The organism is Crenothrix polyspora, assembly GCF_900163755.1.
In the GTDB taxonomy this organism is placed as follows: domain Bacteria; phylum Pseudomonadota; class Gammaproteobacteria; order Methylococcales; family Methylomonadaceae; genus Crenothrix; species Crenothrix polyspora.
In genome coordinates this window covers 1-15913 of sequence record NZ_FUKI01000052.1, presented here as the reverse complement: position 1 = coordinate 15913, position 15913 = coordinate 1, and the positions used below count along the sequence as shown (strand labels likewise).

The window sequence follows — 15913 nt, the reverse complement described above, 5'->3', positions numbered from 1 at the left end:
ACACTTCGACAAGCTCAGTGCGAACGGTTACGCTGTAACTATTGAACTGTGAAAACGCTGTACGACTATTTTCTTAAGATTCTTGCCCCGCCCAGCAGCGAGGGGTTTGACCGCTTAATGGCTGCTGTAAAACCCTGGTAGGCGTAACACAGGATATTGGCAGCAGGTTTAGTGCCTATTGTATTTGCAAAGAGTCTTTCCAATCGTCCTTAGCATCTAAATTCAGGGCGCTTCTTTCAACCGTATTTAGCACGGTAATAATTTCGGTATATCTTTTTTTATCAATTAAATTCCTGTTAAAAACATTTTCAATAAAGGCGAATGTCGAGATTAGATTGGTGTTTGATTTAAATCGTCTTGGCTCCAGAAACCATTTATCTTCAAACAAAATAATGCTTGCTTCGGATTGGTAAGCATCAAAGCTAGCGATAGACATCTCGCCAGCATCGGGCGGAAGTTTGTAACCAGGGTCCGAACGTACTCTAAATAAAACGGCCTGCCCGTAACTGGTCTCTTCAATGGTGATATGTCCAGCATTTTTAGTCAGAAACTGGTATGTTTTTTGGGCATCTGGATACCGGTCTCTTTCAGCGGTTACTTCATGGTAGACAATGTCTGTTAAAACCACCTGCACCTCCGGCTTGAACATCAGCAGCAAATCCAACGCATCAGCCATAGAGAGGGATATTAATGGCCCTGAATCGGCAATAATGAGTTTTATCACTGACATAGCCCCTAAAATTTCAGACAACTTGTCGGACATCCTTTTGATTTCGTTATTTGGCAGGCGAGGCATTGGGATTGCTAAATAGTTGGCATCTTGCAGTAATTCCCGATACAGATTATAGCCCCCGTTCTTCATCGCAATGGTTCTGTTAATTTTTCCATCAAAATAACGCGTGATAATTTCACGCTTGGCTTCCCATACGTCTGGCAGTGGCGGTTCTTTAAGTGCATTTGATACAAGGACGAACGGCCGCCCGTTCTTTATGATCGTAATGTCTTCTGTCCGAGCTGTGTCGATAAGTTCGCCAAACTTTTGCTTGGCTTCTGTCGCGGTAAAAGTTCTCATAAAAACCTCTCGAATTGATTATTTTAGCGTCTATTTTAGGCGATATTTTAAAATTTTAGCAATATTTACAGAAATAATAGACAAAATAACCGATGCGCTATCTCCAAAAATACTTTATCAATGGCAAGAATTCACCTCCCCCTTTGAAAAAGGGGGAGAGTTTACGAGGGGTGGAGGGGGATTTTTCTAATAAATCTCCCCTAACCCCTTTTTTTCAAAGAGGGGGACTGAGCAAGTACTGCCAATGCAGAAATCACAGATTCGTCTTTTTGTGACAAATAATGTTTGTGAATACTAAAAAGTGTTAGTTTTTTCTTACAAACACAGCAATTGGCACGCACTATAAAATAATCAACACATTGAATACTATATAATTTAAATAATTGGCATTATTATTGCTATATTTTAAGAAAGAGACCTTGAGTGCCCATACCTGCATTGAACGCGGCAAACCTCTCAAGCTTAAGAAAGCTTTACGATTTGGGTGATATTGTGATGTTGATGATTGCACGGCAAAAACGCCAAGTTAGACACATAAAAAAGCCGTGCCGAGGTGTTTTACCACCAGGGCACGGCCTGTTTACTGCGCTAACGCGCTATAGAACAATTACCAAGACTTACAACACCGCCATGCCTTGCTGTATCCAGACATCACCCAACTTATTGGCAGCGTCCAGGTTGGTATTATGGTAAACATCAAAGGTAATGCCAGTGGCTGTTGCTGTGGTCGCTGTTGTCCAGGTACCAGAACCGTTAAGCTGTACACTATCGCCAGCGCCACCGGTTACTTGCATGTGGCCTAATACAGAGCTGTTAGTTTCGTTAAGTACATCGGATAAACGCAAGCTCAGATTATGGCCTATGCCATCACTTGACCCCAAATCGAACTTCTCGAAACCTTTAACACGGTTGCCGTATTCCGCAATATTTAAAGACAATGAAGACGTGCCGGCAAGCGTTAAGGTATCGATACCCAAGCCACCGTCAACACGGGTGAAGCTCATGCCAGCCAGGGAGATATTGTCATCCCCTGCCCCGCCATAAGCCACATCGTGTAAGCTGGTAGTATCCATCGTGCCTGTTGTGTCTGTACCGATACCAGTAAGAGTATCGTTACCTTGGCCACCACTGATACGGTCTACACCCGCCACCAATACTGGACCAGAACCGTTATGTGTACCTGCTGCTAACGTATCGTTACCCAGAGTGAATGTTTGTGTCAAATTAGATGTAGCACCGTTGTAAACTTGATAACTACCTGTATTTGTCGCGCCGTTTTCCCATGTACCATAACTGACATCCGCTATACCATCACCATTCCAGTCACCAATAGTAACGCCGGTACCCGTATAATCATCAGCGTTAACCCCAGCAAATCTAATGGCTTTATTGGCCGTTACCAGAACATCTAAGCCTGTGGTCGACAAGAACCCTGTGCCGCCTGCCTGACCAAACACCAAATAAGCCGCACCCGCATAATCTTTTAATGCACCCGCTGTCTCGCCTGGCGCACCAATCAAGAAGTCATCGATACCATCACCGTTAACATCACCACCGTTGCTGACACTGAAGCCTAACTGGTCATGATGAGTAGTATTAAAGTTAAAACCATTAGAAACATCTGTTATCGAGCCTTGCATGATAAAGCCTTGCGACCCCAAAGAAGCCAAGTTTATATCAGACCAATCCATACCAGCACCCTTACCATACACAATATAAGTACGCCCCGTGGATTGTGCATCCGCAACCTGATCACCCCATTCAGGCGAACCAATGGCAAAGTCCGTAATGCCGTCGCCATTGATATCACCTATGCTGTTTACGGAGCTGCCCATACCGTAATAAGCATCGGCATTATCATCATTACCGCCAGCAAAAAGAGTTGAGCCACCTAAATCTTCATAGTTTTCTGTGCCATTAATGCGAATGCCTTGTGTAGGTGACAGGTCATTTAAATCAAAACCTTTGCCTAAGCCAGCTTCCGTACCAAACATCAGATAAGCCCTACCTGCATCAAAGGTAGATGCTGTAGCTTCTGCCCGGGGCGCGGTTACCACATAATCATTAAAGCCATCACCATTGACATCGCCCACAATTTTAATCCTGTCGCCCAAATCGGAATCCAGATCATGGACAGTCGCCTGTGTTTGAGAAATATAAGTGGTTTTAACCGCCGTATACGCCGATCTATTTAGCTCATCCCCTGGCAGTTGCGAATTTGTCGATGTGTTAAGACTGGTGGTTTCAGCCAGAATATTACCCCAGTTAGCAGCACCGGCAGCACCCGTATGACCATAAAGGGTAAAGTACATACCATTACCCAATCCATCTGAGCTACCAAACATCAAATCACTGTAGCCGTCGTTGTTAACATCGCCACCGCTCAAGCCACTTGCAAACCAGGCTCCCGTATCCCAATTTCTGATGCGGAAACCGTCTGCGGTTGCCACATTATCCAAATCTGTTAATTGCAATGCACTCGTGGTGTTACCACCACGACCGAACACAACATAAAGACTGTCATTCAATATAGAACCAATCGCCACATCGGCAAAACCATCGCCGTTTAAATCACCAATAGAAGTCACGACCATACCTTGATAGCCGTCGGCATAAAGCGAATTAGATGCCAGCTTAATACCTTGGCTTGCTGTCATGCTATCAATATTGCTAAGAGTCGGCAAACCAGTCTGTGAGCCGTAAACAATGTACATATTGCCAGCCGCTACCGCAAGTCCCCCTATTTGGTTATGGGGTGCGGATACAATGTAATCGGTATAACCATCGCCGTTAAAGTCACCGGCATCCGACATGGCAAAACCTAAACCATCGTTAATCTGTGTACTGCTTGATGTAGAAGATACACTGAGGGTTACAGGCAATACCGCTGTACCTGCCAGAGGGACATTATTATCACTAGCAGAGGTATTAGTGCCGTTAACGGTCACCCCTTGTTGCACCCAGACATCGCCTTTGGTATTAGCGGCATCTAACGCGCTGTTATGGTAAACGTTGTAAGTAACACCTGATGCGGCCTGGGTTGTTGCCGTTGTCCATGAGCCTTCACCTGACAAATCAACCTTGTCACCTGCCCCACCGACGACTTCAATATGGCCTAAGGCATTTGTACCTGGCTCATTCAATACGTCGGCCAGACGCATACTGAGGGTATGGCCAACACTATCGCTAGCGCCGAGATCAAATTTCTCAAAACCTTTAACGCGGGTATTGTAAGGGGTTAAATCCAGGCTCAAGGCGGTTGCACCTGTCAGACCCAAGGTATCTATGCCTAAGCCACCATCGACACGGGTGAAGTTAGTCCCTGCCAGGGCAATGTGGTCATTACCTTGGCCACCGTAAGCGACATCATGCAAGGTGGTGGTTGCCGTTGTGCCTGTCGTGTCTGTACCTATACCGGTAATGCTATCGTTACCTAATCCACCACTGATACGGTCTACGCCGTTGACAATAGTTGCACCACCACTGTTTGTACCAGCGGTTAAGCTATCATTGCCAGTGGTAAAGCTCTGGGTCAAGTTGCTCAAGCCCCCTTTATAGACAACATAACTACCGCCGTTATCAATAGTGGCGGTATCACTTTCCCATACACTGTACGTAACGTCGGCTATGCCATCGCCATCCCAATCGCCTGTAGCGAGACCGGTACCAGCAAAGTCTTTGGTATTGATACCGCTGTACTTAATGGCTTTGCCTGAACTTACCAAGCTGTCCAAGTTAGTGATTGCTGTAAACGATGTGCCACCGGCTTGACCATAGACCAGATAAGCTGCGCCGGTATCTGTAGTAGCGCCATTATCCGCACCGGGGGCGCTAATAATAAAGTCATCCACACCATCACCGTTAACATCGCCGCCGTTACTGATACTAAAGCCCAGCTGTGCGTCTTGGCTATTGGCTATAATGGAACTCGTGCTGCCCAGTGCTGTGCTATTAATAATAAAACCATTGCTTCCATTCAAATTAGCCAAGTCTACATCTGCCCAATTTGCACCGATGCCTTTACCATACAGTACATACACACGACCAGCAGCCTGACCATCAGCCACTTGGTCACCCCATGTCGGCGACCCAATAGCAAAATCAGCAACACCGTCGGCATTGATATCACCAATATTGCTGACAGAAGCACCTTGTCCCCATAAAGCATCGCCGTGGTCGCCAATGCCACCTGCGAGTAAAGTTGACCCACCCAGATATTCATAGTTTTCTGTGCCATTAAGGCGCACACCTTGGCTGGGTGACAAATTACCCAAGTCGAAACCACTGCCTAAGCCACTGGCAGAACCAAACAGAAGATAAGCACTACCTGCATCAAAAGATGTCGTGGTATCGGCTCTTGGCGCGGTCACGATATAGTCGTTATAACCATCACCATTGACATCACTGATAACGGTAACTCTATCGCCTAAATCTGAATCGAAATCATGCGCTTGTCCCGTTGGATCATACGTAGTACTAAGCGTTGTATAGGCACCAGCATCCAGTGGAGCGCCATAAACCCCAAGAGTTCCTTTTACATGCAAGCCTTCAGTGGCTGTGGCATAGAGGTTACTCCAGCTTGCATCACCGCTGGCACCGGCATGACCGTACAACGTATATGCCAGACCATTACCCAGACCATCTGAACTACCAAACATCAGATCCCCGTAACCATCACCATTCACATCACCGCCACCCAAACCTGTCGCCATCCAAGCACCGGTCGCCCAATTAGCTATATGGAAGCCATTGGTGGTTGCGCCAGTTTCTATGGAGCGTAGGTCAAAGGTTGCTGTGCTGTTACCGCCACGGCCAAACACCACATACAGGCTGTCGTCACGGTGTGAGCCAATGGCTACGTCAGCATAACCATCACCATTCAAATCACCTATTCCGCTAGTGACCAGGCCTTGTAAGGCTATATCCGCACCCACTATCGCTGTGCTGGTGATATGTATGCCCTGCGCGGCGGTCATGGTATCAATATCGCCAACATTAGTTAAACCCGTGGCCGAACCATAGACAATATACATATCAGACTTTCTGACACCAATATCGAAACTGGACGATTGATCATGTGGCGCAGTAAGAATAAAGTCGGCATAACCATCACCATTAAAGTCACCGGCATTGGCCATAGCGTAACCCAAACCATCATTAGCCTGGTTACCGGCAACAACACTAGGTGCTGCCGTCCAATCAACCACAACCTGTGCTGTACCACTGTTATCTAGCAAGCCAGCAACAGAAGCGTTATTCGCTTGATCAATTAATATCGCCTTGGTGTTGTATGTGCCGCCCAGTAAGGTAGGTTGTGCCGTAAAGGTGGCGTTTGTACCTGTTACGCTAAGCGGTATATTGACCGCAAGGAGACTATCACCGGCATCGTATAAGCCGTTATCATTTTTGTCATCAAACAAATTGGCAGTTACTGTGCCTGCGGTGGCCGCTGCTGCAACGGTTGCGCTTAAGCCGGTTACTGTGCCATTGATTGTAGGTGCCGTGTTACTGGTAATATTATCAGTTGTGCTTACGCCGTTATCACTGGCAGTTGCCAAATCAATAGACATGCTAGTGAAAGTTAATGGATTAGCAACTACTGGATTAGCAATAACCTGGAAGGTAACAGAGAAGCCATTACCATCAGCATAACCATTCACTTGGCCAGTGGTGAGTAACTCATTGTAATGAGCCGTTGGTGAATACAGTGTGGCTGACCAATAATGATTAATGTTGTCCCAACCAACCGGTGGATTTGGCGCTGGGTCATTGTAGAGTGCTGTCAGTTCGGCAACGGTAGGCAGTACCAGAGTATAACCCCCTACGATAATTGTTCGCTCATCGTCCACACCGGCCACTGCACCGCTTAGCTGAGTATTAATCGTATCTGCGCCGCCATTGAGCAACGCATCCAGTAAATCATGATCAACATGATCTGAACCAGAGAAGACCCCATCACCTGATTGATCAAGATGGTAATAAACTTTGCCATCTGCCATCGTCACTGGAGCAATCAGATTAAGATTAACACCAGCAACCGGACCAAGATGAAGTGCTGTATCGGCCACCGTAATACTATTGGTTGATGCCGCCGATAAATTGCCTGCGGCATCGACGGTGTAGACCTTGTAAGTACCATCTAGCAGACCGGTTGCGACTAGATTTGTGTTACTGTTGGCCGTGCTGATGGGGACTTGATTCCACACGTTGTCCGCAGCGCTAGTGATACTAGCGAGGTTAGTTACGGTAACCGTATCCTTAACTAGGTAGGCTGTACCTACTTCTGTACTTTGCACAACGGCATTAGTCACAGTATCGATAGTGGCCGTTGTTACACTTGCAGTTGGAGCCGTGGTATCCGGTGCCATTGCTGAAGCAACAGGACTCACGTTATTAGCAGCATCTGTTGCTGTTGCTGTTAACGCTTCGCCATTGGTCAAAGCTGGACTTAACGGCACACTGTAACTGCCATCCAAAGCTGCCACTGTTGTACCCAATATCGTATTAGCGGCATTTTTGATGGTTACGGTGCTGCCAGCTTCGGCAGTACCGGTTACGGTAGCTCCATTGGCTGCTACGGTAGCAACTGGAGCTAACGGTGCTGTGGTGTCTAATCCATTTGTAGAAACAACGACTACACCTTGCTGAACCCAAACGTCACCTAAGGTATTACCAGCAGCCAAAGCACTATTATGGTAGACATCAAAGGTAACACCGGATGCTGTTGCCGTGCTGGAGGTTGCCCAGGTTCCGCTCAAATTCACTGTATCCGTCGCACCACCCGTAACCTGCATGTGGCCTAACGTGGACGCATTAGTTTCGTTAAGCACATCCGACAAACGTAGTTTCAAGGTATGGCCAACACCATCGGCTGCACCCAAATCAAATTTTTCAAAGCCTTGTACTTTGCTACCCAAAGAGGAAAAATTCAACGTCATTGCGGGAGCGCCTGCAAGACTTAAGGTATCAACACCCAACCCACCATCTACACGGGTAAAGTCGTTGCTGGCAATACTAATCAAATCATCACCCGCACCGCCATAAGCAACATCCAAGGTGGAAACATTGTTAATTGTGTCGTTGCCTTGAGCACCTGATATGCGCTCTTCCGATTTGGTAACAGCCGCTATGATGTTATTACCGCTATCGCCTGTTTGGGTCAATTGGCTTGTGCCCGGTAGAACATAGGCAGAACCATCACCAAAGAAATATTCTGACTCACGGCCTATACCAATATCGGCAACACCATCACCATTCCAATCACCTACCGCCACGCCAGAACCTAAACGACCCTGCCCCGATATTTTAATGGCTTGCTGTGAACTTGTTAACAGTGCTGACAAATCAACACTGTTACTGCCAAAACCACCTTTTTGACCATAGATGACATAAGCAGCTCCAGCATCTATTGCCAACCCTAAATCCTGATTTGGCGCACTGACCACAAAGTCGTCTAAACCATCACCGTTAATATCTTGGCCACCACGGATACTGGCACCCAACTGGCTACCGCCCAGGTCAAACTCTGAATTTAATACAAACCCATCAGCCGCTGTCAGCGTATTGGTGTCCAAATTAATATTATTGGCATGGCCGCCATTTACACCATAAACAACCCATACGTGATTGTGCTGCGCCGCTGCTATTGCAAAATCGCCAATACCATCACCGTTGATATCACCTAACGCGGTTGTTACGTTACGCCCTGCATTGCCACCCAGGTTTTCACCAAGATAACCGTTAAGTTGCACACCTTGTGCCAAGGTCAGATTATTAAGATCTAAACTAGCCCCAAAGCCGCCTTGCTGGCCATAAACCAGCCAGGCTGATCCCCCTGCTAACAAGGGTGATAAAGCATTGGTAGATGTCGATGCCGTAAAGATAAAATCATCAATACCATCACCGTTGACATCACCGACATTACTGGTTGCTTCGCCTAACCTGCCTGAATTGGCTTGATCATTACTAAGGCCTAACAAATTAAGATCGTGGCTCGGCAGTAATTTGGTACCTATTGTGCCGTTAGCAAAAGTATTTGCTTCTCCAGATATTGTGCTTAGGGTAATATCAGGGAAAGTGACATTGGTAATAGCACCACCATGTCCATACATGACATAACCCGCTCCAGCCCCACTGCCCGCTACCGGCGCTCCAAATAAAATATCAGAATAACCATCGTTGTTGACATCGACACCACTAACAGAATAACCCGCCTCTATATTACTAGATGCTGTAATTGCAAAGATATTGTTACTAGTGGTAGTGCCTAGCACTGCACCTAAAGATACACTACCCGTGATATAAGCAATATTACTGCCCAAAACTACATAAGCTTTATTGACGGCGGTTGCACCAATCACTAAATCAGCAAAGCCATCACCGTTAACATCGCCGACGGCATTAATCATTTTACCTATGACATCACCAGGACTTGCCCCTGTTATTTTTAAGCCTTGGGTAATTGCCATGCTTCCAATATCACCGATAACGGGTATACCTGCTGTAGTGCCATAAACGACATAAACGCCGCCTTCATTATTGCCACCAAAGAATCCCGAAGTTGCATCATAGTTTGGAGCGCTGACTGCAAAATCAGCAATACCATCGCCATTAAAATCACCTACGTTTGAAACATCCCGACCTAAATTATCCCCGCCATTATCACCTTTTAATGTATCCACAGCGGGTTCTGCAATAGGTGCTGCCACCACAATCGCCTGCACGGCATCAATATTAGCGTTCGCTACTGGCATGGCCATATTGGTCATGGCATTACCTGCCAAGTCATGCACTGCCGGTGCAGCAAAAGTACCTGCCGTGTAGCTGATTACCTTCAAATCAGCAGCGGCATCACCCAGGCCAACAGTATAAGTTCCTACCAACGCCGTACCATCCGCCGCAGCTACCAAATGAATCAGATCACCTGTGTTCAGCGTCACATCAATGGATGATCCCGCCTTAACAGATTCTGTCATTGTTGCAGTGATATTAATACTGCTGCCAGCAGCATAACTGCCATCCGCTGTGGTTGAGCTGAAGTTTAATACTAAAGGTGCCGAAGTATCGGGTGTATACGCTACATTCACACCTTGCTGTATCCACACATCACCCAAGGTATTGGCTGCATCCAACAGATTGTTATGGTAAATATCAAACGTAATGCCGGATGCTGTTACAGGGCTGGATGTTATCCAGTTACCTGTACCATTGAGATTCACGGTATCGACTGCACCACCGGTAACTTCCATGTGGCCTAATACGGTGTTGGTGGTCTCATTGAGCACATCCGACAAACGTAAGTTGATGGTATGGCCAACGCCATCGGCCACACCCAGGTCAAACTTTTCAAAATTCTGTACTTTACTGCCCAAAGCGGCCAAATCCAGCACCATTGCGCTAGGGCTGGCAACCGTTAAGGTATCAATACCCAAACCTCCATCCACACGGGTAAAGTCATTGCTGATAATGTTAATCACATCAGCGCCTGAACCACCATAGGCCACATCTTTAGTAGAAACACTATTAATAGTGTCGTTACCCGCGCCGCCTGAGACACGGTCAGGTGAACCATTAATAGCCGTAATCGTATTAGCAGTGGCTATGACAGCTTGAGTCAGCTGGCTAATGCTAGGCATGATAAAAGCACCACCAATATCGTCATTAACGAGGAATCCGTTAGACGAATCGCCATTGGCCTGGCCTATCGCTATTTCTGACAGACCATCGCCGTTCCAATCACCTAAAGCCACACCCGAGCCTAAAGTATCACCACCCGTTAAGCCTTTAATTTCTACGGCTTGTTGCGAGTTGGCCAGCAAATTAGGCAAGGTAATATCATTGCTGCCAAAACCGCCGTCTTGGCCGTACACGACATAGACCGAACCGGCATCGCCTTCCCATGTTTGATTTTGGGTTGGATCGGACACTACAAAATCGTCTATTCCATCGCCGTTAATATCCTGTCCGCCACGTATACTTACACCTAAATTCGATGAGGTCAAAAATTCAAGCTCAGAGCGTAACAAGAAGCCATCTGCCGCAGTAAATGGATTAACGCCAGAATCATACCCAAGTGAAGTACTGAGAAACGGCGCATTAACATTTAAATTAATGTCGTGGGTTAAGCCACCATTACGCCCGTAAATAACCCACACTTGTCCGTCACTACCTGTTGCGGCAGAAGAAGGCGCAGAGATTGCAAAGTCGCCCACCCCGTCACCGTTAATATCACCCAAGGCTGTGGTTAAATTATGGCCTGAACCTTCCCCACCCAAGAGTTCACCGCCATAGGCATTGATTTGTACCCCTTGCGCGAGGGTAAGATTACTTAAATCCACATTAAATGTGTATTTACCCTGTTGCCCGTAAACCAACCACGCGGAACCTGCGTTGCCAGTACCCGACATGGCATTATCTGAAGTGGGTGCAGTGACAACAAAGTCATTAATCCCGTCGCCATTGACATCACCCACATTGCTGATGGAGTCGCCCAAGCGATACGGGTTGGCAATGCTAGCGTCATTAGCATCGGCGAACAAAGGCAAATCATTGCTTGCCGACAAAACACTACTCAGCGTTTGGTTGGTGAACGTATTGCTTGTCAGGGTTACGTCTGTAAAGTTGACATCTGTCGCAGCGCCTGCATGGCCATACATGATGTAAGCACGGCCTCTATCCCAGTCCAGAATACTATTGTCAACCAAAGGTGCGCCAATCAGAATATCAGAATATCCGTCGTTATTAACATCAGCACCGCTTACGGAGTACCCAAAAGCGCCGCCCCCAGCAATACTAAAGATATTGCCATTGACTGACTCAATATCGTAGGTGGTTGCTGAGAATGTGGCTGCATTGCCGCCCAATAAGACATAGGCTGTGTCGGTATTTTTTGCGCCTATGCCCAAATCTGCATAACCATCGCCGTTAATATCGCCCAAGGGGTTAATGATTTCACCGATAGCGTCACCACCATAAAGGAGATTAGAAGCATCATGCCCTGTCAACCTAAAGCCTTGGGCGACAGTCAAGTTTTGCATATCACCCACGTTGGGCAAGCCAGTCTGGTTACCGTAGACAATATAAACAGCGCCTGCATCATAAGCGCCAAATAGGTTCGGATTAATGTCCCATTGCGGTGCGCTGATGGCAAAATCACTGATGCCGTCGTTGTTAAAGTCACCAATATTGGCCACATCCCAACCCAAATGGTCGTCTAATCTGTCACCCATTAATGCTAATGTAGCAGGCGCTTGTATAGGCGAATCAACAACAATTGCTTGTGCTGCGTCAATGTTCGCACTGGCTACAGGCATAGCTGTGCTGGTCATGGCATTACCAGCCAAATCGTGTACAGACGGTGCGGCAACCGTGCCCGCCGTGTAGCTTAACACCTTCAAATCTGTTGAGGTATCGCCTGGACTGACAATGTAATCACCAATCATTGTAGTGCCATCAGCAGCGGCGACCAGATGGACAATATCACCGGTATCCAGGAGGATATCAATTGAAGAGCCAGCGGCCACTGGTTCTGACGCTGTTGCCGTGATATTAATAATGCTGCCATCACCATACGTGCCATCAACTGTGGCTGAGCTGAAGCCGATAATGGTCGGGGGCGTGACATCGATGCCAGGCGTAGTGGTATCTATGGTTATATTTAAGGCAACACTCGTCGCAGAGATATTCCCAGCCGCATCCGCGACTCTTGCCTTGTAAGCATAAGTGGTGCTATTAGCCAAGCCACTGTCGGCATACGTCCATGTCAGGCCATTCACCGTGGCGGTTCCTATCAACGTAGTACCCCGATAAACATTGACCACTTCCCCCACAGCCAACGGCGCACTAAGTGTGCCATTGATAACGGGCGATGTGTCATCAGTGGTTGGTGCAGTGCTGGCTGTACTGGTCACCCCACCCACATTATCCGCATAGCCAGTCACAGAAGCCGTTGCGGTTGGCGCTGTCGTGTCTATGGTCATAGTGAACGCAGTACCAGTTACCGTTTCATTACCAGCAGGATCAGCCACTTTTGCAGTGTAAATATAAGTAGTCCCATCAATCAATCCACTGTCCGCAAATGTCCAGGCATTACCAGATACCGTAGCCGTACCCACTTTGACACCATCACGATAAACATTAACAATGTCACCACTATCTAAAGCCGTAGTGAGTGCGCCATTAATAACAGGGCTGGTATCGTTAGTAACCGCCGCTGTACTTGTAATGCCTGAAATAGCATTCACACCCATGTAGGAGAATGAAATATCATCGATGAAGATATCATTACCCGATCCACCAGGCGCATTGTTGACTAAAACAAAGTTATAGCTGCCAGCGGGTAAATTTGCCATCAGGCTATATTCTCTCCAGGCAGAAGCCGCATTGGTGTAATCCGGTAAGTCCCCTGTATCTATTGATGCCACAATATTGCCCAGGCTATCCACGATTTTAATAGTGACATTGGCGTTGATAGGTGCATTGTTAGCACTGGCTAAAAATGCGGCAACCTTATAATCGCCAGCATCACTTACCGTTATTGGTTGGCGATAAAATTCACCGGGTGCGGCGCTTGCATTAACGGCCAAGAAACGGCCATTAACATCACCTGTGTGATCTCTAAACGCCAAGTCTTGCGCGGCTGGCACTGTAACATTTGCAGAAGCCCACCAAGTTTCCAAACCAGAAACGGTATTGGAAAGCGTATAATCGCCATCCGGAACAGCCCCTGCCGAGTAAATATAGCTTGTCGTTGCAATCACACCCGCCGATGCAAACGATGCTCGTCCCGTTCCTGAGCCAAATGTTTGTACGATAAGGTCAATCTGGTCTGCTGGTATATTATTATCTGTGTAACTTACAACAGGTGCTGTAACTATGGGTGCTATGATATCCAATATAAAGTCACCATCGCTGACATCTGCTGTAGTGGTAGGGTTGCCTGCGGCATCGGTCGTGACGGTAGTCACTTCCACTGCGCCATCACCCAAGGTTGCCAAGTCGGCCGCCGTTAACACGACGGGTAAAGCTGTGCCATCGTTGGCGATGGTTTTGGTGACCGTGCCGTTCACGCCAACAAACGTCACCACGGCCGTGCTGCCGGTTTCGCCATTGACGGTGACAATACCGGCGGCATCAGTCGCTTCCGCCACTGTTTTGGCTGCATCACCTATCGCAGTTACGGTGGGTGTAGGCGCTGCGGTATCCAGTACAAAATCACCGTCGCTGACATCGGCTGTGGTGGTAGGGTTGCCTGCGGCATCGGTCGTGACGGTAGTCACTTCCACTGCGCCATCACCTAATGTTGTCAAATCGGCAGCGCTTAATACCACGGGTAAGGCCGTACCATCATTCGTGATGGTTTTAGTAACTGTGCCGTTTACGCCGACAAAAGTCACCACGGACGTGCTGCCGGTTTCACCAGTGACGGTGACAACACCCGCTGCATCGGTGGCTTCCGCCGCTGTTTTGGCCACATCGCCTATCGCGCTTATTACTGGCATTGGTGCGACAGTATCGAGGACAAAATCACCATCACTGACATCGGCTGTGGTGATAGCATTGCCTGCTACATCGGTAGTGATAGTAGTGACTTCCACCGCACCATCACCCAAGATTGTCAAGTCGGCAGCGCTTAATACCACAGGTAAGGCCGTGCCATCGTTGGCGATGGTTTTGGTAACTGTGCCGTTCACGCCGACCAAGGTCAGCACGGACGTGCTGCCGGTTTCACCATTGACCGTGACAACACCGGCAGCATGGGTTGCTTCCGCCGCTGTTTTAGAGGTATCGCCAATGGCAGATACAATAGATGTGGGTGCAGTTGCATCCACGATAGTCGTGGCTACTGAACTGACATTACCCGCCGCATCCGTAGCGGTCACGCTCAGCACAGCACCATCGACTGGTACGGTAGACGGTACGATACTATAAGCACCAGTAACCGCATCCGCTGTGCCTGTACCAATCACAGCACCCAAAGCATCTTTAATAGTGACAAAGCTACCTGCTTCCGCAACACCCGCAATTGGGCTGCCGTCGGTGGCGTTAATCGTTGGTAGTGCTGGCACTGTTGCATCCACGGTAGTCGTGGCTACTGGACTGACATTACCCGCCGCATCCGTAGCGATCACGCTCAGCACAGCACCATCGGCTGGTACGGTAGACGGTATGATACTATAAGCACCAGTAACCGCATCCGCTGTGCCTGTGCCAATCACAGCACCCAAGGCATCTTTAATAGTGACAAAGCTACCCGCTTCCGCGACACCCGTAATTGGGCTGCCGTCGGTGGCATTAATAATCGGCACTATCGGTGGAGTTATATCCCCTGCTGCATTCACGGTAGCAGTTGCTACTGGACTGACGTTACCTGCTGCATCCGTAGCCGTCACACTCAACAACGCACCGTCAACAAGAACAACACTCGGCACGATACTGTATGCACCGGTCAGTGCATCCGCTGTCGCCGTGCCAATTAATACACCCGCCGCATCTTTGAGAGTCACGACACTGCCCGCTTCGGCAACACCGGTAATCGAACTGCCGTCGGTAGCGTTAATCGTTGGTAGTGCTGGCGCTGTTGCATCCACGGTAGTCATGGCTACTGGACTGACGTTACCTGCTGCATCCGTAGCCGTCACACTCAACACCGCACCATCAACAAGAACAACACTCGGCACGATACTGTACGCACCGGTCACCGCATCCGCTGTGCCTGTACCCATCACAGCACCCAAGGCATCTTTAATAGTGACAAAGCTACCCGCTTCCGCGACACCCGTAATTGGGCTGCCGTCGGTGGCATTAATAATCGGCGCTATCGGTGGAGTTATATCCCCTGCT

The 15913-nt window shown here is 48.1% G+C and carries 2 protein-coding genes; both read right to left on the bottom strand.

Features of this window, described 5'->3' with window-relative positions; all coding sequences use genetic code 11:
* Positions 1–175 precede the first annotated feature (175 nt).
* Positions 176–1072 (bottom strand): type II toxin-antitoxin system prevent-host-death family antitoxin, encoded by an 897-nt coding sequence (locus tag CRENPOLYSF2_RS03275; protein WP_087142537.1) that lies wholly within the window; start codon positions 1070–1072, stop codon positions 176–178.
* A 617-nt stretch (positions 1073–1689) separates the two neighbouring features.
* Entirely contained in the window at positions 1690–15879 is a 14190-nt protein-coding gene (locus tag CRENPOLYSF2_RS03270; protein ID WP_272867681.1) for an Ig-like domain-containing protein, read from the bottom strand.
* Between the last annotated feature and the right edge of the window lie 34 nt (positions 15880–15913).

Bases quoted from the DNA above. Each gene is read 5' to 3' on its own strand.
- CRENPOLYSF2_RS03275 (WP_087142537.1), bottom strand. From the start codon at position 1,072: ATGAGAACTTTTACCGCGACAGAAGCCAAGCAAAAGTTTGGCGAACTT.